The sequence below is a fragment of the Methylocapsa aurea genome, from assembly GCF_000746085.1.
Classification (GTDB): domain Bacteria; phylum Pseudomonadota; class Alphaproteobacteria; order Rhizobiales; family Beijerinckiaceae; genus Methylocapsa; species Methylocapsa aurea.
In genome coordinates, this window is record NZ_KN050805.1 from 108,834 (window position 1) to 129,300 (window position 20,467).

Consider the following 20,467-nt stretch of genomic DNA (forward strand, 5'->3'; position numbering starts at 1 on the left):
TCGGGCGGTTTGGGAGCGTCCGGCGCCGGCGAGTCCTTCGGCGCTGGCGCGGGAGTCTTTGGCTCCGCAGGCTTAGGCGGCGCGGCCGGACGAGCCGCCGGCCGTCCCTTGTAGGCGAACCAGCCGCGGGCGCGCCCTTCCAGCGCCAAGGAGCCCGGAGCCGCATTCAAACGGCGCCTCCCAATAGGAGGCGAGCCGACAGCCGAATCGCTGGCCATGGGCCTATTTACGCACTGATTTTGCATGGACTTCTCCTCCGGTAGTCCTATTCGCCGGTAGTCCCATCGAATGAGAACCCAGCTTAACAACGACCGAGCTTCCCGAAAGAACGTCCAAAGCCGTCCGTATGCATATCATTGCCGGTAGCGTCAACACTCAATATGGCGAGCAAACGCGCGCCGCATAAGGGCGCCCCCGCGAAAAAGTTCACGCATCGCCTTGCACCGATTGGGCCCATACCGTAGCATTAGCCTCGATACGGCTTCAAGTCCGCGCGCGGACCGCAAAGCGGGTGAGGCAGGGGATGCCCCAATCCCTGCATCCCCAATTTCAGCCCCAATTTTTTCACCCTAATTGCAGCCTCAAGACGCATTCCAAAACCCCAAGAATCGCTGAAAAAACGCCCGGGCGTCCCGCAAGAGCTTGCGGGCGCAAGCGTTGGAGCCTATCAGCACGCAGCTGGAAGTTTGAGTGGCGCGGTTGTCGCGCTTGTCTATGAATGCCCCCGGGACGGTGGGAGCGCCCGCACGAAAAAGCGCGGATGCATGCCGCGCGAGAAGCTCTGGAGGAATGAGTCATGGTTGAGGCCCGGATAGACGGGAAGTCCGCTTCGATCGAAGCGGCCGCCGAGCGCTCGGCGGAAATTCTGTCGCGCGCGCGCCTGCCCGTCATTGCCGGCCTTGGGACCGATATTGCCGGCGCCCGCGGCGCAATCTTGCTCGCCGAACGCCTTCGCGGCGCCTATGATCACATGCAGTCGGACAAGATTTTCACCAATCTCGACGTCAATCGTCAGGCCGGCCTGATGTGCACGACGCCGAATGAAGCGCGGCATCGCGCCGATGTTCTGGTTTTCATCGGCAAGGACCTCACCCGGATCTGGCCGCAGCTCGTCGAACGTTTGGCGCCAGGCGAGATCCCAATGTTCGATCTCCCCCACGAACCGAGGAAGATCGTGTGGATCGCGCCCGGACGCAGCGCGGCGGAGCTCAAGGGAATCGCGGTCGAGACTCTCGACTCGTCTGATCTGCACGCGACGCTCGGAGCCCTGCGCGCCAGGGTCGCCGACAAGCCCATTACCGCCGCCAAGGGCGCAAAACGCAAAATCGACGAGGTCGCGGAGATCCTCAAGAAAGCGCGCTTTGGCGTCGCCATCTGGGGCGAGGAGCTTCTCGACCGGCTGGCGATTGAAATGCTCCACGGCCTGATCCTCGATCTCAACAAGTCGACGCGGTTCTCCGGCCTGCCTCTTGGCGCCGACGCCAACTCGACCGGCGTGACCCAGGCTTCGGGCTGGATGACCGGCGTCCCAATGCGAACCTCCTTCGGCCGCGGCTACCCGGAACATGACACATGGCGTTTCGACGCCAATCGGATGATCGAGAGCGGCGAAGCCGACGCCGCTCTGTGGATCTCCGCCTATGGCCAGAAGGCGCCGGATTGGAAAAAGCAGGTCCCGCTCGTCGCGCTGGTTCCGCCGCAAACGCGTTTTTTCCAGGAGCCGCAGGTTCTGGTGGAAGTCGGCTGTCCCGGAATCGATCATGATGGGGCGGAGTTTTCGCGGGAGCTGGGAACGATCGTCGCCCGCAAGGCCTCGCATCCGAGCGACGCGCCTTCGGTCGCCGCCATCATCAACCGCATCGCGCAACAGATCGGTGGAGACGCCTAAATGCTGATTCTACTCAAGGGCGGCCGGCTGATCGATCCGCTCAACGCCCGCGACGAAATTGCCGATCTTTGGATCGAGGACGGACGCATCGTCGCGCCGCCGCAGGGCCGCCAGCCGGATCAAACGCACGATGTCGCCGGCAAGATCGTCATGGCCGGCGCCATCGACATTCATTCCCACATCGCCGGCGGCAATGTGAATACCGCCCGTCTGCTGCTTCCTGAACTGCACCGCACCGCGAGGCCGGGCGAATTGTCGCTCGCCACCGCCAAATGGTCGACCTTCGAAACCGGCAATATCTACGCCGCAATGGGCTTCACCACCGTGGTCGAGCCGGCCGTCGCGCCGCATCAGGCGCTCCAGGCGCATCTCGAACTCTCCGACATTCCGATCATCGACAAGGCGACGCTCACCGTCCTCGGCAATGATGATTTCCTTCTATCCTTGCTGCGCGATGGCGAAGGGCCGGCGGCGATCGCCGACTATGTCGCGGCGACATTGGCGGCGAGCAATGGCCTCGGCCTCAAATGCATCAACGCCGGCGGCGCGACTGCGTTCAAATATAACGCCCGGACCTTTGGTCTCGACGATGTCGTGCCCTTCTATGATGTCGCCTCGCGCAAAATCCTCGAAGCCCTGCAGCGGGCGATCCAGGATCTCAAAGTCCCTCATCCGCTGCATGTGCATTGCAACAATCTCGGCGTTCCGGGCAATGTCTCGACCGCGATCGCGACGATCGAAGCGGCGCGCGGCCTGCCCTTGCATCTCGCGCATCTGCAATTCTACGGTTATGGGGATGAAGGCGACCACGGATTTTCCTCCGCCGCCGCCGCGCTCGCCGCGGCGGTCAACGCCGCGCCCAATGTCAGCGTCGATGTCGGTCAGGTGATGTTCCAGCAGACGGTCACCATTTCATCCGACGTGCTGCGGCAGTTCAACGGCGTCTCCTCGGCCAAGCCGAGGAAATCCGTGATCTACGATGGCGATGCGAACGGCGGCGGCATCGTTCCCTACCTCTATCGCGAGAGCGATTTCGTCAACGCCGTGCAATGGGCTTGCGGGCTGGAATTGTTCCTGCTGATCAACGACCCTTGGCGGGTTTTCTTCACCACCGATCATCCGAATGGCGCCCCCTTCACCGCCTATCCGGACGTATTCGCGCTGCTTATGAGCCGCGAGGCGCGGGCGGAGGCGGCGGCGCGGGTGCCGCAGGACGCCCTCGCCCATTCGACGCTGCCCTCCATCGCGCGCGAATATAATCTCAACGAAATTGCGATCATGACCCGCGCCGCGCCAGCCAAGCTCTTCGGATTCAAGGATCGCGGCCATCTTGGCGAAGGCGGAATCGCCGATGTCGCGGTCTATTCGCCCGACAAGGACATAGCGAAAATGTTCCGCGCCGCGCATCTTGTCTTCAAGGATGGCGATCTCGTCGTGCGCGATGGGCGCGTTGCGCATTATCGCTGGGGCAAGGCGCTCAAGGTCAATCCCGGCTATGACAAGGCGATCGACCGCCGTCTCGCCGGCTATTACGAACGCCATTTCGGCGTCTCGCACAACATGTTCGCGGTGCCGGAGCATATTCTTCCGCATTCTGATCCGTTCCAGGAGGTCGCATGCGCCCAATGATCAGGAACGGCGTCCGGATCGACGATTCGTTCGCCGAAGCTTTCCCCATGCGCGGCACGGCGATTATCATCACCGGCCCCAATCAACGCTGGGCGAAGCAAGCCGCAACCACCATGACCGGATTCGCCACCTCCGTCATCGGCTGCGGCGCCGAGGCCGGGATCGATCGCGAATTGCCCAAGAAGAAGACGCCGGACGGGCGCCCCGGGGTTCGGGTTCTGCTCTTTTCCATGTCCAGCGACACATTGCAGACGCAACTGGTCACCCGCATCGGCCAATGCGTCCTGACCTCTCCGGGCTCGGCCTGCTTCGCCGATCTCGACGGCCCCGACAGATTGTCGATCGGCGACAGCATCCGCTATTTCGGCGACGGCTGGCAGGTGTCGAAGAAGTTCGGCGGCCGGCACTTCTGGCGCGTCCCGGTCATGGATGGCGAGTTCCTCTGCGAAGCGACGGTGGGGCTGACCAAAAATGCGGTTGGCGGCGGCAATCTCCTCCTCATGGGCGCCGATTGGAAGTCGACGATGCGCGCCGCTGAACTCGCCGTGGAGGCGATGAACGAGGTCGAGGGCGTGATCCTGCCTTTCCCTGGCGGCATCGTGCGTTCGGGCTCCAAGGTCGGCTCCAAATACAAGACCATGATGGCCTCCACCAATGACGCCTATTGCCCGACCCTGCGTGGGGCGGTGGCGACGAGCCTCGACGAGGATGTCGGCTGCGTCCTCGAAATCGTCATTGACGGCTTGACCGAAAAGGCGGTCGCCGACGCCATGCGCGTCGGCATCGCGGCAATCGTCAAGCTTGGGCCAGAGAATGGCGCGTCGCGCATCGGCGCCGGCAATTATGGCGGCAAGCTCGGCCCCTTCCACTTCCATTTGAAGGATCTCTTGCCGTGAAGCCACTTGTCCTCGCCCTCGAACAAGAGCCCGATCAAAGGCTCGATCTCAGCCCGCTCTGCCCGCATCTGCTCGAAGGCAAATCGGCCAAGGAAATCGCCGAAATCGAACTGCAGACGACGCGCGAGAAAGTCACGGTCGGCGACCTGTTTCATATCCGCGCCGGCAGCGCCCAAACGATCCGGTTCGAGGGCGGCTCGACTCGGCTCGACAATATCGGCTTTGAGATGAAGAGCGGCGAAATTGTCGTCGAAGGCGATTGCGGCAAATCAGTCGGCCGCAATCTCAGCGGCGGCAATCTGATCGTCGCCGGAGACGCCGGCCCTTTCGCGGGCTCCTGCATGTCCGGCGGTCGGCTTGAAATCTGGGGCGATGCCGGCGACTTCCTCGGCGCCCCGCTCGAAGGCGAGATGGAGGGAATGAGCGGCGGCTTGCTGATCCTGCGTGGTTCGGCCGGCGCGCGCGCCGGCGATCGGCTGCGCCGCGGCACGATCCTCATCGAGGGCTCCGCCGGAGATTATCCGGGCAGCCGCATGATCGCCGGAACCCTGATCCTGCTTGGGGAATGCGGCGTCCTGCCCGGCTACCTGATGCGGCGCGGCACCATTGTCCTGGCCAATCCACCCGCGTTGGCGCCGACTTTCGTCGATTGCGGCGTCCACTCATTGGCCTTCGCCAGCGTCTTCTCCCGCTTGCTGGAGCCGGAGAGCCGCGCCGCGGCCAAACTCCTGGCCGGTCCGCTCAATCGTTTCGCCGGAGACATGGCCGCTCTCGGCAAGGGAGAGATTCTCTATCCCGCATGACGAACAATTCCCTGGACGCCGCTCCCCTATGATCGAACGCCGCGACCGGTTCCTCGGACTCCTTGGCGCGCGCTCCGTCATCATGGGCATCTTGAATGTCACGCCGGATTCCTTCTCCGACGGCGGCAAGTTCCAAAGCCTTGACGCCGCCATAAGCCAAGCGAAGAAGCTCGCCGCCGACGGGGCCGACATCATCGACGTCGGCGCGGAATCGACGCGCCCGGGACATACGCCAATATCCGAAGACGAGGAGCTTGCCCGGCTCGAACCCGTTCTTGGCCAATTGACGGCCGGCGTCGACGCGCCCTTTTCGATCGACACCTCCAAGGCCCGCGTCGCGCGCCGCGCCGCCGAACTTGGCGTCAGCGTCGTCAACGACGTCTGGGGCCTGCAGAAGGACCCCGCCATGGCCGATGTCGTCGCCGAAACCGGCGCCGCCGTGGTGGTCATGCATAATCGCGACGACGTCGATCCCGATCTCGACATCATCGCGGATATGCGCCGGTTTTTCGATGAGTCGCTGCGTCTTGCCGACAAGGCGGGGATTCCGCGTCATCGCGTCATGCTCGATCCGGGCATTGGGTTCGGCAAGACCCGGGCCCAGAATCTCGACGCCTTGAGGCGTCTTGCCGGCCTGAAGGACTTCGGCTTGCCGATCCTCGTCGGCGTCTCGCGCAAATCGCTGTTCGGCGAGCTTCTCTCAGCCTCGGTCGAGACCCGCCTCATCGGCACGCTCGCCGCCAATCTTACCGCCGCCGCCAAAGGCGCCTCGATATTCCGCGTTCACGATGCGGCGGAACATCTTGCCGCTTTCAAGGTTTTCGATGCCATCGAACGCGCCTGACCTCCAGGGCGCCGGCCCGTTGACGGAAACCGGTCTGGGCCTCGGCAGCAATATCGGCGACAAGCCAGGCAATATTTTGCGGGCGCTCGCCCTGCTTCAGGAACGCGGCGTCATTCGCGTGACCGCAATTTCATCCATGTACCGCACGCCGCCTTGGGGTTATGTCGATCAGGATTTCTTCGCCAATGCCTGCGCCTTGGGAGAGACTCGCCTCGGCCCGCTCGAGCTTCTGGCCGCGACCAATGCCGTCGAACGCGATATGGGCCGCCAGACTTCGGTGCGCTGGGGGCCACGTCTGATCGACATCGATATTCTCTTCCATGGCGACGCGCCATTCGAAACGGCGCAGTTGAAATTGCCGCACAAAGATCTTTTCGAACGCGCTTTCGTGCTGACTCCCCTGGCCGAGATCGCGCCTGACCTGCACCTCCTCGGCCGCTCCGTCAAGGAGGCCGCCGCTCGTTTCGCCGAAGAGCCGCTGGAGAAATGGACGCCGGAGGACAACAAGACGGCGCCATCCGATCCCTGATCGGAACAGGCTTCTACTCGCACCCTGCCGTTCGACGGGGATCTTGCTCTTTATCCTTTTAATTTAGCACATAATCTGATCCAGAAAGTCCGCAACTTCTTGGGATTATGCTCGCTACTCTATCCTGCTGACGCATAATCTGATCCAAAAAGTCTGCAACTTTTTGGGATTATGCTTTAGACCCAGCCGTTGATTTCGCGCTCGACGAGATCGTAAAGAACCATCATCCCTAATTCGCTATCGTTGAGACAAGGGATCACGGCGAAATTCTTGCCGCCATTCTCCTTGAAGATAGCGCGGTTTTCGACGCCGATTTCGAAAAGCGTCTCGAGGCAATCGGCGGAGAATCCCGGCGTGATGACGACGAGGCTCTTGACCCCTTCGCGGGCCAGTTTCTTCACTGTTGCATCCGTATAAGGCTGCAGCCACTCCGTCTGGCCGAAGCGGGACTGGAAGGTGATCGGACACCGGTCGGCGCTGAGGCCAAGCTCTTCGCGCAGAAGCCGCCAGGTCTCGGTGCATTGTTCAAGATAGGGATCGCCCTTGGCGACATAGGATTTCGGAATCCCGTGAAAGGAGACAAGGATCATTTCGGGGACGAAATCGAGACGCGACAGCGTCGCCCGCAGGGACGTCGCCAGAACATCGATATAGGCGGGATCGTTGAAATAAGGCGGCGCGATCCGGACCGCCGGTTGCCATCGCATGCTTTCCAAAGTCACGAAGACTTCGTCGCAGACCGAGGCCGTCGTCGCCGCCGAATATTGTGGATAGAGCGGGAGGACGAGGATTCGTCCGCACCCATGCTCTTTCAATTGCGCCACGCCGAGACTGATCGAGGGGTTGCCGTAACGCATTGCCCAGGCGATGAAGATTTCGTCGCTTTGCGGGCCTGGCGCGTGCGTCTCAAGGCCGCCAGCGCGGATCCAGGCGGCGAGTTTCTCGGCCTGCGTACGCGTCGTGGCCTTCAATGGACCTTCATTGCGCTCTTTGTTCCAGATCGCAGCGTAATTCTTGGCCACCCGTCCTGGCCGAAACCAAAGGATGATGAAATGTAAGATCGGCCACCAAATGATTCGCGGCAAATCGACGACGCGGCGATCCGACAGAAACTCCTTCAAAAAACGGCGCACCGACCAAAAGCGGGGAGCGTCGGGCGTGCCGAGATTGACGACAAGGATGCCGACTTTGCCGGGTAGGACGGGTTCATGCTTGTTCGAATGGGCGCCGGACGGTGACATCAATCTGAAAGCCTAATAGCTGGGGCATGAACTTCGAAAAAGCGCAGACTTCTCGGATCAGGCCATGCGTTGAGACAAATCGGATAAAGCGCGATCCAATCTGACTGGATCGCGCTCCAAGATGATCCATATTTGAGTCATTTCTTAGGGCGGTTGCGCGGCGAACGGAAACGGGAAAGCGCGCTATCCTCAGGAATTATCGTTCTGCGGCTTGAAGGTTGTCCCGTCTCGCGACCGATTGTGACGCCGCGCAGGCCGCCTGCCGGCAATCAGGTCCCCGGAATCCGCGCCGGCGCGATTTGTTGAGGAGCAAACCCAGGCGCCATCACGCGAGGGGCGTATCGCGCAGCCGGACGATGACCTCCACCTGTGCGATTCGCTTGCCCGTCGGCGCCGGCGGCAAGCGCAATAGATCGACGGCGACCTGCGGAATATCGATCAGGGTATTTGCGCCCTCGATCAGAAAGTGGTGGTGGTCGGTGACATTGGTGTCGAAATAGGTTCTGGACCCATCGACGGCGATTTCCCGCAACAACCCGGTCTGAGTGAATTGATGCAGGCTGTTGTAGATCGTCGCGAGCGAGATCGAAACGCGCGAGGCTTGCGCCTCCTCCTGCAGGTTTTCGGCCGTGAGATGGCGGTCGCCCTTGGCGAACAGCAGCCAGCCGAGCGCGAGTCTCTGACGCGTCGGCCGTAGCCCAGCGGCGCAAAGCTTCACGCGCAAATCGTGAAAGGGACAGCCGGCCAACATGCCTAGCCGAGGCCTAACGCGCAAATTCGCAACGCGGCGGGACTTCGTTTGGCGTTTGGGCGGCGGCTGGCGGGAGACCATGCTCTTGGCGACCTTTGCAGCTTCTCCCGCCATGAGGCGACGGGAGACTCATTCAAAATATAGAAGAAACCAGTCTCAATCGCAACCTCGCAGAGCCTGGGTGGCACAGGCGCTGCTTGTGACAAAGAGCCGATTGCCCATATAACAGACAGTGAAAGGGAAAGCTCAATGCCTGAGATCACGATCTATACAACGGCCACCTGTCCCTATTGCCGCCGGGCCAAGGAGCTGTTGCGCAAAAAGAACCTCGATTTCACCGAGATTCCCGTCGATGGCGATGGAGAGGCCCGGATGAGGATGATGGAAAGGGCCAATGGCCGGATGACGGTCCCGCAAATTTTCTTCGACGATCTGCACGTCGGCGGCTGCGACGACCTCCACGAGCTCCATTATGACGGCAAGCTCGATCTATTGCTCGCAGATTTGGCGCGATGATCAAATTCGCCCTGCTCTGTGCGAGCGGACATGAATTCGAGAGCTGGTTCCAAAACGGCGCCGCATTCGACATGCAGGCCGCCGGCGGACTCATCCGTTGCCCGGTCTGCCAAACCGCGAGGGTGACGAAAGCCATCATGGCGCCAGCGATCGCCAGCAGCGGCCGAGAGAAACCCTCTCCCCTCCTCTCGCCGCCGGAGCCTTCCGCCAATGTCGCGCTGCTTGACGCCGGCGACAAGGAACTGCGGAGCATGATCGAAGGCATCCGCAAGCGCATCTTGGAACAGACCGACGATGTTGGGATGCATTTTCCGGAAGAGGCGCGCAAGATCCACCACGGTCTTGTCCCGGAGCGTCCAATCCACGGCCAAGCGAGCTTCGAAGAGGCCCGCGCCCTGATCGAGGAAGGCGTGGGAATCTTGCCGATCCCCTTGCTTCCAAGCGAGCAAAACTAACGCCGCGCCGCCTGACTCAAGCCTCAGCGCCCACCGTCTCCGTGGTTGTCGCCTCGGAAAGGCCGCGCTTGCGCAAAAGCGCTTCCGGCGAAGGCGCGCGGCCGCGAAACCCCTTATAGGCCGCCTCCGGGTCTCGGCTATAGCCAGCGGAATACACATAGTCATAAAGTCTCTTGGCAATCGCCGGATCGAATATATCGCCACTCTCTTCGAAAGCCTCGAAACCATCGGCGTCGAGGATTTCCGACCAAAGATAGCTGTAATAGCCGGACGAATAACCGTCGCCGGAGAAGATATGCTGGAAATGCGGCGTGCGGTGACGCATGACGATCGAAGCCGGCATGCCAAGCTTTTCGAGCTCCTTCTTCTCAAAAGCGAGAACGTCGATCGATTGAGGGTCGGGCTCGAGGTGCAACCCGAGGTCGATCAGGGCGGAGGAGGCGAATTCGACCGTCGCGAAGCCCTGGTTGAATTGGCGCGCCGAAAGCAGCCGTTGCAGCAGCGCCTCGGGCATCGGCTCGCCTGTCTCATAATGCACGGCGAAGCGCCGCAGGATCTCCGGCTGCTCCAGCCAATGTTCATAAAGCTGCGACGGGAATTCGACGAAATCCTGAGCGACGCTGGTCCCCGAGATCATCGGATAGGTCACGTTCGAGAGCATGCCGTGCAGCGCATGGCCGAATTCGTGAAACAAGGTCCGGGCATCGTCGAAACTCAAGAGACAAGGCGCATTCTCGCTCGCCCTCGCGAAGTTCAAGACATTGACGATGATCGGCAGAACGTCGCCGTCGAGCTTCTGCTGGTCGCGGAAGGCGCTCATCCAGGCGCCGCTCCGTTTCGAGGGCCGCGCGAAGTAATCGCCGATGAACAGCGCGAGCGCTTCGCCATCCGGCCCCGTTACAATCCAGGCGCGTGCGTCGGGATGATAAAGCGGGATGTCCTTGCGTTCCGTGAAGGTGAGGCCGAACAGCCGGCTTGCGGCATGGAACGCCGCCTCGATCATCTTGCCAAGTTGGAGATAGGGCTTGGTCTCGCCTTCATCGAGATCGAACAGAGCCTTGCGGCGCTTTTCGGCATAATAGCGCCAATCCCAGGGCGCGATCTGGAAATTGCCGCCTTCGCTGGCGGCGATCGCCTGTAAGTCCGCCTCTTCGCGCTGAGCGCGAGCCAGCGCCGGCGTCCAGACCGAATGCAAGAGCTCCAGCGCGGCTTCGGGCGTTTTCGCCATCCGGTCGGCGAGGCGGAAATGCGCGAAAGTCTCGAAGCCGAGGAGTTTCGCCCGCTCCGCGCGAAGCCGCACCATTTCGGCGGCGATGGCGCGATTGTCGGTTAAGCCGCCGTTCTCGCCGCGCGAGGCCCAGGCGCGGAAGGCCTTTTCGCGGAGATCGCGCCGCGCCGAGAATTGCAGGAAGGGCTCGATGCTGGACCGCGATAGGGTAACGCCATGTTTGCCCGGCAGGCCGCGGTCGGCCGCGGTCCGCGCGGCGGCAGCGATAAGCGGCAGGGGCAAGCCAGCCAAATCGTCCGGCGCATGGAGAACCAGCATATAGGCCTTTTCATCAGCCAGGACATTTTGGCCAAAGGCGGCGCCAAGCGTCGCGAGACGTTCGCCGATATCCGCCAGCCGCGCCTTGGTTTCCGGCGGCAGGCCGCCGCCATTGCGGACAAAGGCGATATGATAGCGCTCGAGGACGCGGGCCTGCTCCGCGTCAAGGCCGAGACTGTCCCGCTGGGCCTGCAACGCCGCGACGCGCGAAAAAAGCGCCTCGTTCAAGTAGGTTTTGCTGCGATGGCGCGAAAGGATCGGGGCAATTTCGCGCTCGATCGCCTCAAGCGCGTCATTGGCGTCGGCGCCGGCCAGGTTGAAAAAGACCGAGGCGACCTTGTCGAGGCTGGCGCCGCTGCGCTCCAGCGCATCGATCGTATTGGCGAAGGAGGGCGGCTCGGGATTGGCGGCGATGGCTTCTACTTCGGCGCTGTGTTCGGCCAATGCGATCTCAAAGGCCGGCCTGAACTGGTCCGGCTTCAAGCGATCGAAGGGCGGCGCCTCGAACGGCCCGGTCCAGGGCTCGAGAAGCGGGTTTGTTTCGCTTGAGCTGGCTTGGTCCATGTCCCGGACATTCCTCTTTTCCATTCGTTCAATCCTATAGCGGATTGCGGCGATCCGATCCAATGGGCCAGCGACTCTGAGTCGCCTTTGGGATCACGATCTAACGCCGCAAGAGCCGATCATTTTCATCGAGATGCGCCTGCCAATGCTGACGCTCGAGCTCGGGATCCTGATGCTCTTCCTGCGGAAACCCGACGCAGAGATAGCCGATGAGCTTCCAGTCCGGCGGCGTTTCGAGCGATGCCGCAAGCTCCAGCGGATCTATGATCGAGACCCAGCCGACGCCGAGGCCCCGCGCCCGAGCCGCGAGCCAAAATGCGTGGATCGCGGCGACGACGGAATAATCCAAAACTTCCGGCATGGTCTTCCGGCCAAGTCCGGAGCCGGCCTGCGTCGCCCGATCGCAAAACACAGCCAGATGCACCGGCGCCTCCCGCAGCCCGGACAATTTGAGGCGGGCGTAAAGCGCCGCGCGTTCGCCTTCGTAATCATTGAGCGCGGCGGCGTTGCAGGCGTTGAAATTGGCGATGACGGCCTGGCGCCGGTCCGGCGTCTCGACGCTGACGAAACGCCAGGGCTGGCTATTGCCGACGGAGGGCGCGAGCGCCGCGATCGCCACGAGGTCCTCAATCAGCCGGTCCGGCACAGGATCGGGGGTGAACCGGCGGACGTCCCGCCGCCAACGGAAAAGATCGACCAAGCGGAGGTTGAAGGTCTCGTCGAAGACCGGAGCCGGCTGGATGGGCGCATCGCGGCTCACCGGAGCCTGCCTCCACTACTCGAAGCGTCCCTCCGTCCCAAAGCGGCGGGAAGCGAGATCAAGGCGACTTTAGAAGCGGCCCTCTTCCCGAAATCCGTCATGGCCCGCTCCCGCGCGGCTGAAGCAATCGTCAGGTTGCGAACCTGAAATGCAGGACATCGCCATCGGCAACGACATAATCCTTGCCTTCGAGCCGGAACTTTCCCGCCTCGCGCGCGCCGGATTCGCCGTTGCAGGCGACATAATCAGCATAGGCGATGGTTTCGGCGCGAATAAAGCCTTTTTCGAAGTCGGTGTGGATCACCCCCGCCGCCTGCGGACCCTTGGTTCCTTGCGGGATCGTCCAGGCGCGGGCCTCCTTGGGCCCAACCGTGAAATAGGTGATCAGCCGCAACAGGCCATAGCCGGCGCGAATGACGCGGTTGAGCCCCGGCTCCTCGAGGCCCACGGCTTCGAGATAGTCCTTCTGATCCTCGGGCGCCAAGACCGCAATCTCGCTCTCGATTTTCGCCGAAACCGTCACCGCCACGGCGCCCTCCTCGGCGGCTCGCGCCTCGACCGCCTTTGAAAAGGCGTTGCCCCGGTCGGCGGACGCCTCCTCGACATTGCAGACGTAAAGCACCGGCTTTGATGACAGAAGGCCAAGCCCCTCGAAAAGCTTTTGCTCTTCGGGCTTGATTTCGACCAGCCGCGCCGGCTTGCCCTCGCGCAGCAGCACAAGGCAGCGCTGCACGAGATCGAAAGTTTCCTTGGCCTCCTTATCGGCGCCCTTGGCTTTCTTTTCCAGCGCCGTCACCCGCTTTTCGAGACTTTCAAGATCGGCCAGCATCAATTCGGTCTCGATCGTCTCGATATCGTCGACCGGCGCGATCTTGCCCTCGACATGGGTGATGTCGGAATCCTCAAAGCAGCGCACGACATGGGCGATGGCGTCGCATTCGCGGATATTGGCCAGGAACTGATTGCCGAGCCCCTCCCCTTTCGAGGCGCCGCGCACCAGGCCGGCGATATCGACGAAGGTCAGCCGGGTCGGGATGATCTCCTTCGAGCCGGCGATTTTTACCAGCATCTCCAGCCGCTCGTCGGGCACCGCGACGTCGCCGACATTGGGCTCGATGGTGCAAAAGGGATAATTGGCCGCCTGCGCCGCCGCCGTCTGCGTAAGCGCGTTGAAAAGGGTCGACTTGCCGACATTTGGCAAGCCAACGATACCGCATTTGAAACCCATGGTGAAACTCTTTCAGGCGGCGGCTGTCCGATCAGCGAGGATTTGCGCTTCGCCACGATAGACAAACGCGCGCCGCCACATGGCGCGGCCATCTCGCGCTTGATCGCGCAATCCGCTTTCCAAGCCAATCAAAAGCTCGATGTAGGCTTCGAGCGACAAATTCTCGGCATCCGCGCGTTCGCGCGCGAACGCGACAAGATCATCGGCCATTTCAATGTCGATGCGAGACATGACAAACTCTTTGGATTGTGTTGCTGCCCCTATGCGGGCAGGAGACGGAAAAAGCAAGCTTGCCGCAGAACTTTGTAGGGCAGCGGGGTGCGTCATGCCCGGCCTTGAGCCGGGCATCCAAGCACTGACGATCAGCGTTGGATGGCAGGGTCAAGCCCGGCCATGACGTTGCCGCCAATAGCGCGCCCCCTAAAACAGCCCGTCCTTGCCGAGGCCGGCGGTTTCCATGGCGTGGTGGATCTTGTTCTGGAAAGCTTCGTCCTCGCCTTTGGCCAAAAGCTCGGCATTGGCGGCGATCGAGAGGCACAGAGCCTCGACCCAGGGCGCTTCGCTCTTGGCGAAATCGCCGAGGACGTAATTGTGAACCAATGCCTTGTCGCCCGGATGGCCGATGCCGATCCGCACCCGGCGATAATCATTGCCGAGATGTTCGGTCACCGACCTGAGCCCGTTATGGCCGGCGTTGCCGCCGCCTTTCTTGACCCGCACCTTGCCGGGCGCGAGATCGAGGTCGTCATGAAGCACGACGATGTCGGACAGGGCGATCTTGTAATAGCGCGCCGCCTCGCCGACGGAGCGGCCGGATTGGTTCATATAGGTTTCCGGCTTGAGCAGGGCGACGCGCTCGCCGGCCAGCGTTATCTCGCTGACAAGGCCCTGAAACCGCGAGCGGAAAGCCGGCGCGCGATATTGCCGGGCAATCGCGTCGACCGCCATGAAGCCGATATTGTGACGGTTTCCGGCATAGGCTCGGCCAATATTGCCGAGGCCGACGAAAAGAAGCATGACGCCAGCTCACGACAAGCGCAACACTATGCGCGAAAGGAAGGCCCGCCTTCTTCCAAGGCATAATCCCAGTTGGACGCATTCGCGTCTTTTTTGGATTATGCCTCAGGCAATGAGCGGGAAGCAAAGAGCGGGCCTCCGCATTTTTTCCTTGAGACTCGCTCTGGCTATTTCTTGGCCTTTGGCGGAGCCTTGGCGGCGGGCGCAGCCGCTTTTGGAGCGCCTTTTCCACCCTTTCCAGCAGCGGCTGCGGCGGCGGCTGCAGCGGCCGGATCCTCGGGAACGACCAGCGGCGGCGTGATCGTCGCCACGGTGAAATCGCGATCGCGCAGCGTCGGCTTGCAGCCTTCCGGCAGGGGAATCGCCGAAATATGCAGCGATTCGTTGATCTCGAGCGCGCCAAGATCGGCGATGATCGCGTCGGGAATGGCGTCCGCCGGAACCCGCATCTCGACCGAGTGAAGCACCACGTTCAGCGCGCCGCCCTTCTTGATGCCGGGGCAGGTTTCCTGGTTGATGAAATGCACCGGGACCTGGACGCGCAGGCTGGCGCCTGGCTTCAGCCGCAGGAAATCGACATGCAGCGGGTGATCCTTGACCGGATCGAGCTGGTAATCGCGCGGAATGACGCGCTGCTTGCCGCCGTCGAGCTCGATCTCGAAGATGGTCGTCAAAAAATGCCCGGCGTAGATGAGCTTGTTCAATTCGCGATAATCCAGCGCAATCGGTTCGGCGGCGTCGCCGCCCCCATAGATGACGCCTGGAATACGGCCTTCACGGCGAACGCTGCGGGCGGCCCCCTTGCCTGTCCCTCCGCGCACCGTGGCCGTGAGAGTCTTGATCTCGGCCATGTTGGTGATGTCCTTGGTAAAAAGAAGTTTGGAAAAAACGCGTTGCGCCCTCGCCTCCAGGGGTGTCGGAAGGTGCGCAACCGGGCTTATAACGGCGACGGCGCGCGCGCGCAACGGGCTCCCACTTGTGCGCGCACGGAGAACGCCCGGCCCGCGGCATGAAGTGGGCTTGCATTCAAGCGTTTGGGATTTCAGTCAGAATGGTCGACCCCGAACGCGCCAACGCCAGGATTCATTTCATCTTCCAAATTCCCTCGCAGCTCTTTGCCCATCTCCGCGCCCAAGTCCGCGCCCTCGTGCGGCGCGACGAGATCGGACTCATCGGCTTGGGGCTTCTCGCCGGCGCGACCTCGGGTCTCTTCGTCAGCGGCATCCTCGCCGGCTCAAGCTTCCTGCATGAATGGCTTTTCGGACAAGCGCGCGTAAGCAGCCTCGCGGCGCTGGGCAGCCCGGCGCAAGCGCTGGCTCCGCTCGCCGGCGGCCTGCTGCTCGGCTTCTGCGGGATATTCATCCGTAGATGGCGCCCGCGCCGGCCGGTCGATCCGATCGAGGCCAATGCGCTGCATGGCGGTCGGATGTCGCTTCGAGACAGCGCCATCATTACCGCGCAAACCGTGATTTCGAACGGTTTTGGCGCTTCCGTCGGATTGGAGGCGGCCTATACGCAGATGGGGTCGGGCTTCGCCTCATGGCTCGGGCGCGTCTTTGCGCTGCGGCGCAACGACATGCGGACGCTGGTGGCATGCGGTTCGGCGGGCGCGATCGGCGCCGCGTTCGGAGCGCCCGTGACCGGGGCCTTTTACGCATTCGAGCTTATTCTTGGAACCTATACGCCCTTTGGCCTCGCGCCGGTCGGCGCCGCGGCCATCGGCGGCGTCCTGGTCGCGCGCCTGCTTGGCTCCAGCGGCGCATTCATGGGAGAGGTCGTCGCGCCATCGGCCCTTTCCGAAACCGAAATGGCGCTGCTGCTCCTGCTTGGGGTTTTTTGCGCCGCGTTTGGCATCGCGATTATGGGGGCCGTGCGATATGTCGAGGCGTTTTTCCGCTGGACTCGACTGCCGCAGGCGATTCAGCCGGCGCTTGGCGGACTTGCCGTCGGCGCGATGGCCCTGGTGACGCCTCAGGTGCTGGGCTCAGGCCATGGCGCCTTGTTCGAATTGTTCTTTGGGGCCGGTCGTCCGGCGATCGACCTCATCGTCCTGGCGCTGGCCCTAAAAGCGATCGCCTCCGTGATCTCGATCGGTTCGGGCTTTCGCGGCGGCCTCTTTTTCGCCTCGCTTTTCCTTGGCGCGATGATGGGCGAGGCCTACGCCGCCGCGATTGGGGCTCTCTATCCGGTCATCGCGCCCAATGCCTGGGTCTGCGCTATTGTCGGAATGACGGCGCTCGGCGTCGCGATCGTCGGCGGCCCCTTGACGATGAGTTTTCTGGCGCTGGAGACCACCGGAGATTTCCCCTTGAGCCTCGCGATGCTTTCCGTCTCAACGGTCGTCTCCGTCATCGTCCGACGCCTGTTCGGCTATTCATTCGCGACCTGGCGCTTGCATCTGCGGGGAGAATCGATTCGCAGCGCCCATGACATCGGCTGGATGCGCGATCTGACGGTCGGGCGGATGATGCGAACCGATGTCGCGACGGCGCCATCTTGGATGACCATCGCGGAATTCGTGGAGCGGTTCCCGCCTGGGTCCGCCCAATGGGTCGCGGCGACCGATTCATCCGGCCGCTATGAAGGCATGATTTCTCTTCCCGATGCGCATCTGGTCAATTTGAACGCCGAATCGAGCGGCGCAAGAATCAGCGCCTTATCACGCGACCCCGAAGGTTTTCTGCTGGCGCAGATGAACATCAAGCTCGCGGCGCAGCTTTTCGAGCAAAGCGAGAGCGAGGCCTTCGCTGTGGTAGACAATGAGGCCGACCGGCGCGTCATCGGCCTTCTGACCGAGGCGCATGTGCTGCGCCGCTATGCCGAGGAACTCGACAAGGCGCGCCGCGACCTCGCAGGCGAAATCTGGACCGCGAATAGCTGAGCAGGTTGGGCTTAGGCCGGTGCCTTAGAGCCGGATGACTCTCGACGGAATCGCAACGCGATCTCGTCCAAAGTCTTAAATCCGCCTCTCCTCAAAGAGTTAGAGCATGATGTCGTCCGAAAACCGGTTTCCACTTTTCGGCATCATGCTCTAGATCCGACTTGCATCGTCAACTCGCTCCTCCGCGCCAAGCGGCGCGGTCGGACTACGTTGTCTCTGACGCGCCGATCGCCAGTCCTATGAGCGCTTCCCGATCAGATGGAATCATCTGATTGAAAAGGAATCGCTCAAATTCAAAGGCTTAGAGTATGTTCTTATGAGACATCGGATATATCCGATGTCTCAATATCGAAAAAGTCGATCAACTTTTTCAAGAGCATGCTCTTGGCAAGCAAATGCCGAACAATAAAGCCGATCAACTCGCTTAGAGCAATTCTATGCCTTGAAAGAGCGCGCAACGATGCGCCCTTCTTAGTGAAACTAAGGTATTGCGCGGATAAAAGCTTGACGCAGCGCCGCCGTTGCAGCTATGAAAGCCTCCATCGCGAGGCTGCCCAAATAGCGCCGATCGTTACAGTTGCTCGCGAAGGCCCGCCCTCGCCGTTCGGCTCGCGGCTTGCCTTTATTGAGAACGAAGTTTCAGACGATTTATTAAAGTCATGCTACCTAGCGCCGGCGACGGTTGACGCCAAGCGAATGCCGCGAACTTTGGCGCTATGGGCGGCATGCGCCCGGAGGACCCTTCAGGATGCGCCAGGTTTCCACATTGAGCCAATCGCTCCCCGCAGCCGAGAATCCGCACCTCCCTCCGGATCAGGTCATTATTGGCGGGGTCGCGCTGGAGCTCGACGCACTCCTGAACAGCGCGTTTTTCGCGCCAAAGACGGTCGAATCCCTCGCTAGCGCGTTCAAGACCAATACGCCATTTCCGCATCTCGTTTTCGAAGGCCTTTTCGAACCGCGCCTCCTGGAGCTCATGCATTCAGAATTTGACAATCTGAAATGGAGCAACTGGAGACATTACGACAATACGAATGAGCGCAAGCGCGGGTCCTTGCCCAATACGCGCTTTGGAAATGCAACGCAGCTCTATTTCAATACGATTCATTCCGGCCGCTTTGTCGATTTCCTCCAGCGGATTACCGGGATCGCGAGCCTCATTCCCGACCCCGAACTCTTCGCCGGCGGACTGCATGACATCCCCCAAGGCGGCAAGTTCGCGCTGCATACGGATTTCAACCAGCATGCAGTCACGAAGCTCGACAATCGCCTTGTTTTCATCACCTATCTCAACAAGGATTGGAAAGCGTCCTACGGCGGCGCGCTGGAGCTTTGGAGCATTGAGGAAGACAAGTGCAAGGCCGAAATTGAACCTGTCTTCGGCCGGTCCATCCTGTTCTACCAATCCTCCAACAGCCTGCATGGCCATCCCCAACCGGTCAATGCGCCGGACGGACGCTCGCGGCGCTCCGCCGCCGCCTATTTCTACAGCAATGGGCGTTCGGACGATGAAAGCACGAGCTTTCACACAACGCTTTTTCCCAAACCGGTCACGCTTTCGCGCCAGCAGAAGATCGTCAACACAATCAAATATTTGACCCCACCCTTCATCGTCGATGCGGTGCGCAAGGCAAAAGCGATCCTGGGATAGCGCCCGCCATCGGCTCTCCTCGCGCCGAGGCCGCTTAAGCCATTGGCCACGTTGTCGCGGTTTACGCGACAACGCGGCGCGCCTTATAATCCTTGCGCCGCATCCGGTGAGTCGCGCCTTGCGCTTCCGGTTCGCCATGACGGGCGGATATTATCGCGGCCGGCCCGCGCAGGAAGAGGTTGCACGCCTTGGCCATCGGCCCCCGCCGCCTGGTGACAGCGGAAAAGCGCGAGGATGACGCGGAAATGTCGCTGCGCCCGCTCAACCTCGCCGATTTCACCGGCCAGGAGGCGGCGCGCAATAATCTGAAGGTGTTCATCGAGGCCGCCAAGGCGCGCCGCGAAGCGCTTGATCATGTCCTTTTCTGGGGGCCGCCAGGGCTCGGCAAAACCACCCTCGCCCAGATCGTCGCGCGCGAACTCGGAGTGAATTTCCGGTCGACCTCGGGGCCGGTCATCGCCAAGGCCGGCGATCTCGCCGCCCAGCTGACAGGGCTCGAAGACCGCGACGTGATTTTCATCGATGAGATCCATCGGCTCAATCCGGCCGTCGAGGAGATTCTCTATCCCGCGATGGAGGATTTTCAACTCGATCTCATCATCGGCGAGGGGCCGGGCGCGCGCTCGGTCAAGATCGACCTTTCCAGATTTACGCTGATTGGGGCGACGACGAGAGCCGGCCTGCTGACAACCCCGCTGCGGGACCGTTTCGGCATACCGATCCGGCTCGAATTCTACACCATCCCAGAGCTTGAACGCATCGTTCGGCGCGGCGCGCGGGTCCTCGCGATCGCGATTTCGGATGACGGCGCCAATGAAATCGCCAGACGCGCCCGCGGCACCCCGCGCATCGCCGGACGTCTCCTGCGCCGGGTCCGCGATTTCGCTGCCGTCGACAACGAACCGGAAATCACACGCGCGATCGCCGACAAAGCCCTGCGCCTCCTCGAAGTCGATACGATCGGGCTCGATCAAATGGACCGGCGTTACCTTCTTGCGATCGCGGTCTCGTTCAGCGGCGGCCCGGTCGGAATCGAAACCATCGCCGCCGCGCTGTCCGAGCCGCGCGATGCGATCGAAGACATCATCGAACCCTATCTGATCCAGCAGGGATTTTTGCAGCGGACCCCGCGCGGCCGGGTGCTGACCCAACATGCTTTCCGGCATCTCGGGCTGCAGGAGCCCATCCGCGACGCCGCTCAATTTCCGTTGTTTTCTGAGGCGGAAGACAGCCCATCCTGAGCGGAGCCCGGCAACCCCACAGCCGCG

19 protein-coding genes are annotated in these 20,467 nt (G+C 61.8%); 11 read left to right on the forward strand and 8 right to left on the reverse strand.

What is annotated here, in order from left to right; all coding sequences use genetic code 11:
• The first annotated feature begins 796 nt into the window (after positions 1-796).
• From DL86_RS17655 to folK, 6 genes are read left to right on the forward strand one after another with little or no spacing between them, the layout of a single operon-like run.
• Complete coding sequence (locus DL86_RS17655) at positions 797-1,888, forward strand: molybdopterin-binding domain-containing protein (RefSeq protein ID WP_036264335.1); 1,092 nt, start codon at positions 797-799, stop codon at positions 1,886-1,888.
• Positions 1,889-3,517 (forward strand): formylmethanofuran dehydrogenase subunit A, encoded by a 1,629-nt coding sequence (locus tag DL86_RS17660; protein ID WP_036264337.1) that lies wholly within the window; start codon positions 1,889-1,891, stop codon positions 3,515-3,517.
• Positions 3,505-4,413: a formylmethanofuran--tetrahydromethanopterin N-formyltransferase gene (gene fhcD / locus DL86_RS17665; RefSeq protein ID WP_036264338.1), complete on the forward strand. Its 909-nt coding sequence runs from the start codon at positions 3,505-3,507 to the stop codon at positions 4,411-4,413. Before DL86_RS17660 ends, fhcD begins: the two co-directional genes overlap by 13 nt.
• Positions 4,410-5,216, forward strand: coding sequence for a formylmethanofuran dehydrogenase subunit C (locus tag DL86_RS17670; RefSeq protein ID WP_036264340.1), 807 nt, complete (start codon positions 4,410-4,412; stop codon positions 5,214-5,216). Before fhcD ends, DL86_RS17670 begins: the two co-directional genes overlap by 4 nt.
• Before the next feature lie 28 nt (positions 5,217-5,244).
• Positions 5,245-6,060 carry a dihydropteroate synthase gene (gene folP / locus DL86_RS17675; RefSeq protein ID WP_036264342.1) on the forward strand — a complete coding sequence of 272 codons (816 nt, stop codon included), beginning with the start codon at positions 5,245-5,247 and terminating at the stop codon, positions 6,058-6,060.
• Between the two features lie 19 nt (positions 6,061-6,079).
• Positions 6,080-6,589: a 2-amino-4-hydroxy-6-hydroxymethyldihydropteridine diphosphokinase gene (gene folK, locus DL86_RS17680; RefSeq protein WP_425348943.1), complete on the forward strand. Its 510-nt coding sequence runs from the start codon at positions 6,080-6,082 to the stop codon at positions 6,587-6,589.
• Between the two features lie 176 nt (positions 6,590-6,765).
• Here folK and hemH read toward each other — a convergent pair whose 3' ends face one another.
• Complete coding sequence (gene hemH / locus DL86_RS17685; RefSeq protein ID WP_036264344.1) at positions 6,766-7,830, reverse strand: ferrochelatase; 1,065 nt, start codon at positions 7,828-7,830, stop codon at positions 6,766-6,768.
• Between the two features lie 325 nt (positions 7,831-8,155).
• A complete protein-coding gene (gene irrA, locus DL86_RS17690; RefSeq protein WP_202899231.1) occupies positions 8,156-8,581 on the reverse strand; it encodes an iron response transcriptional regulator IrrA in 426 nt (141 codons plus the stop codon).
• 249 nt (positions 8,582-8,830) lie between these two features.
• Between irrA and grxC the strand changes: the two genes are divergently transcribed.
• Entirely contained in the window at positions 8,831-9,097 is a 267-nt protein-coding gene (gene grxC, locus DL86_RS17695; protein ID WP_036264346.1) for a glutaredoxin 3, read from the forward strand.
• Positions 9,094-9,552, forward strand: coding sequence for a DUF1178 family protein (locus DL86_RS17700; protein WP_036264348.1), 459 nt, complete (start codon positions 9,094-9,096; stop codon positions 9,550-9,552). Before grxC ends, DL86_RS17700 begins: the two co-directional genes overlap by 4 nt.
• Before the next feature lie 16 nt (positions 9,553-9,568).
• Here the strand turns inward: DL86_RS17700 and DL86_RS17705 are convergent, their stop codons facing one another.
• From DL86_RS17705 to DL86_RS17730, 6 genes are all read right to left on the reverse strand, one after another.
• Positions 9,569-11,662, reverse strand: a complete 2,094-nt coding sequence (locus DL86_RS17705) for a M3 family metallopeptidase (protein ID WP_036264586.1) — start codon at positions 11,660-11,662, stop codon at positions 9,569-9,571.
• A gap of 100 nt (positions 11,663-11,762) precedes the next feature.
• Positions 11,763-12,422 carry a 5,6-dimethylbenzimidazole synthase gene (bluB, locus tag DL86_RS17710; protein WP_036264351.1) on the reverse strand — a complete coding sequence of 220 codons (660 nt, stop codon included), beginning with the start codon at positions 12,420-12,422 and terminating at the stop codon, positions 11,763-11,765.
• Between the two features lie 130 nt (positions 12,423-12,552).
• Entirely contained in the window at positions 12,553-13,650 is a 1,098-nt protein-coding gene (gene ychF, locus DL86_RS17715) for a redox-regulated ATPase YchF (RefSeq protein WP_036264353.1), read from the reverse strand.
• A 12-nt stretch (positions 13,651-13,662) separates the two neighbouring features.
• Positions 13,663-13,881: a hypothetical protein gene (locus tag DL86_RS17720; RefSeq protein ID WP_036264356.1), complete on the reverse strand. Its 219-nt coding sequence runs from the start codon at positions 13,879-13,881 to the stop codon at positions 13,663-13,665.
• 189 nt (positions 13,882-14,070) lie between these two features.
• Positions 14,071-14,667: an aminoacyl-tRNA hydrolase gene (pth, locus tag DL86_RS17725; RefSeq protein WP_036264359.1), complete on the reverse strand. Its 597-nt coding sequence runs from the start codon at positions 14,665-14,667 to the stop codon at positions 14,071-14,073.
• 167 nt (positions 14,668-14,834) lie between these two features.
• On the reverse strand, positions 14,835-15,518 hold the full coding sequence (locus tag DL86_RS17730; protein WP_036264588.1) for a 50S ribosomal protein L25/general stress protein Ctc: 684 nt from the start codon (positions 15,516-15,518) through the stop codon (positions 14,835-14,837).
• Between the two features lie 200 nt (positions 15,519-15,718).
• On the opposite strand from DL86_RS17730, the gene DL86_RS17735 reads away from it, so the two are divergent.
• The 3 genes from DL86_RS17735 (at position 15,719) to ruvB (ending at position 20,440) form a co-directional block, all read left to right on the forward strand.
• A complete protein-coding gene (locus tag DL86_RS17735; protein ID WP_084573010.1) occupies positions 15,719-17,548 on the forward strand; it encodes a chloride channel protein in 1,830 nt (609 codons plus the stop codon).
• Positions 17,549-18,296: 748 nt separating this feature from the next.
• Positions 18,297-19,199: a 2OG-Fe(II) oxygenase gene (locus tag DL86_RS17740; RefSeq protein ID WP_036264593.1), complete on the forward strand. Its 903-nt coding sequence runs from the start codon at positions 18,297-18,299 to the stop codon at positions 19,197-19,199.
• 188 nt (positions 19,200-19,387) lie between these two features.
• The gene (gene ruvB, locus DL86_RS17745; RefSeq protein WP_036264361.1) at positions 19,388-20,440 is read left to right on the forward strand and encodes a Holliday junction branch migration DNA helicase RuvB; all 1,053 of its coding nucleotides are present in this window, start codon (positions 19,388-19,390) and stop codon (positions 20,438-20,440) included.
• Positions 20,441-20,467 lie beyond the last annotated feature (27 nt).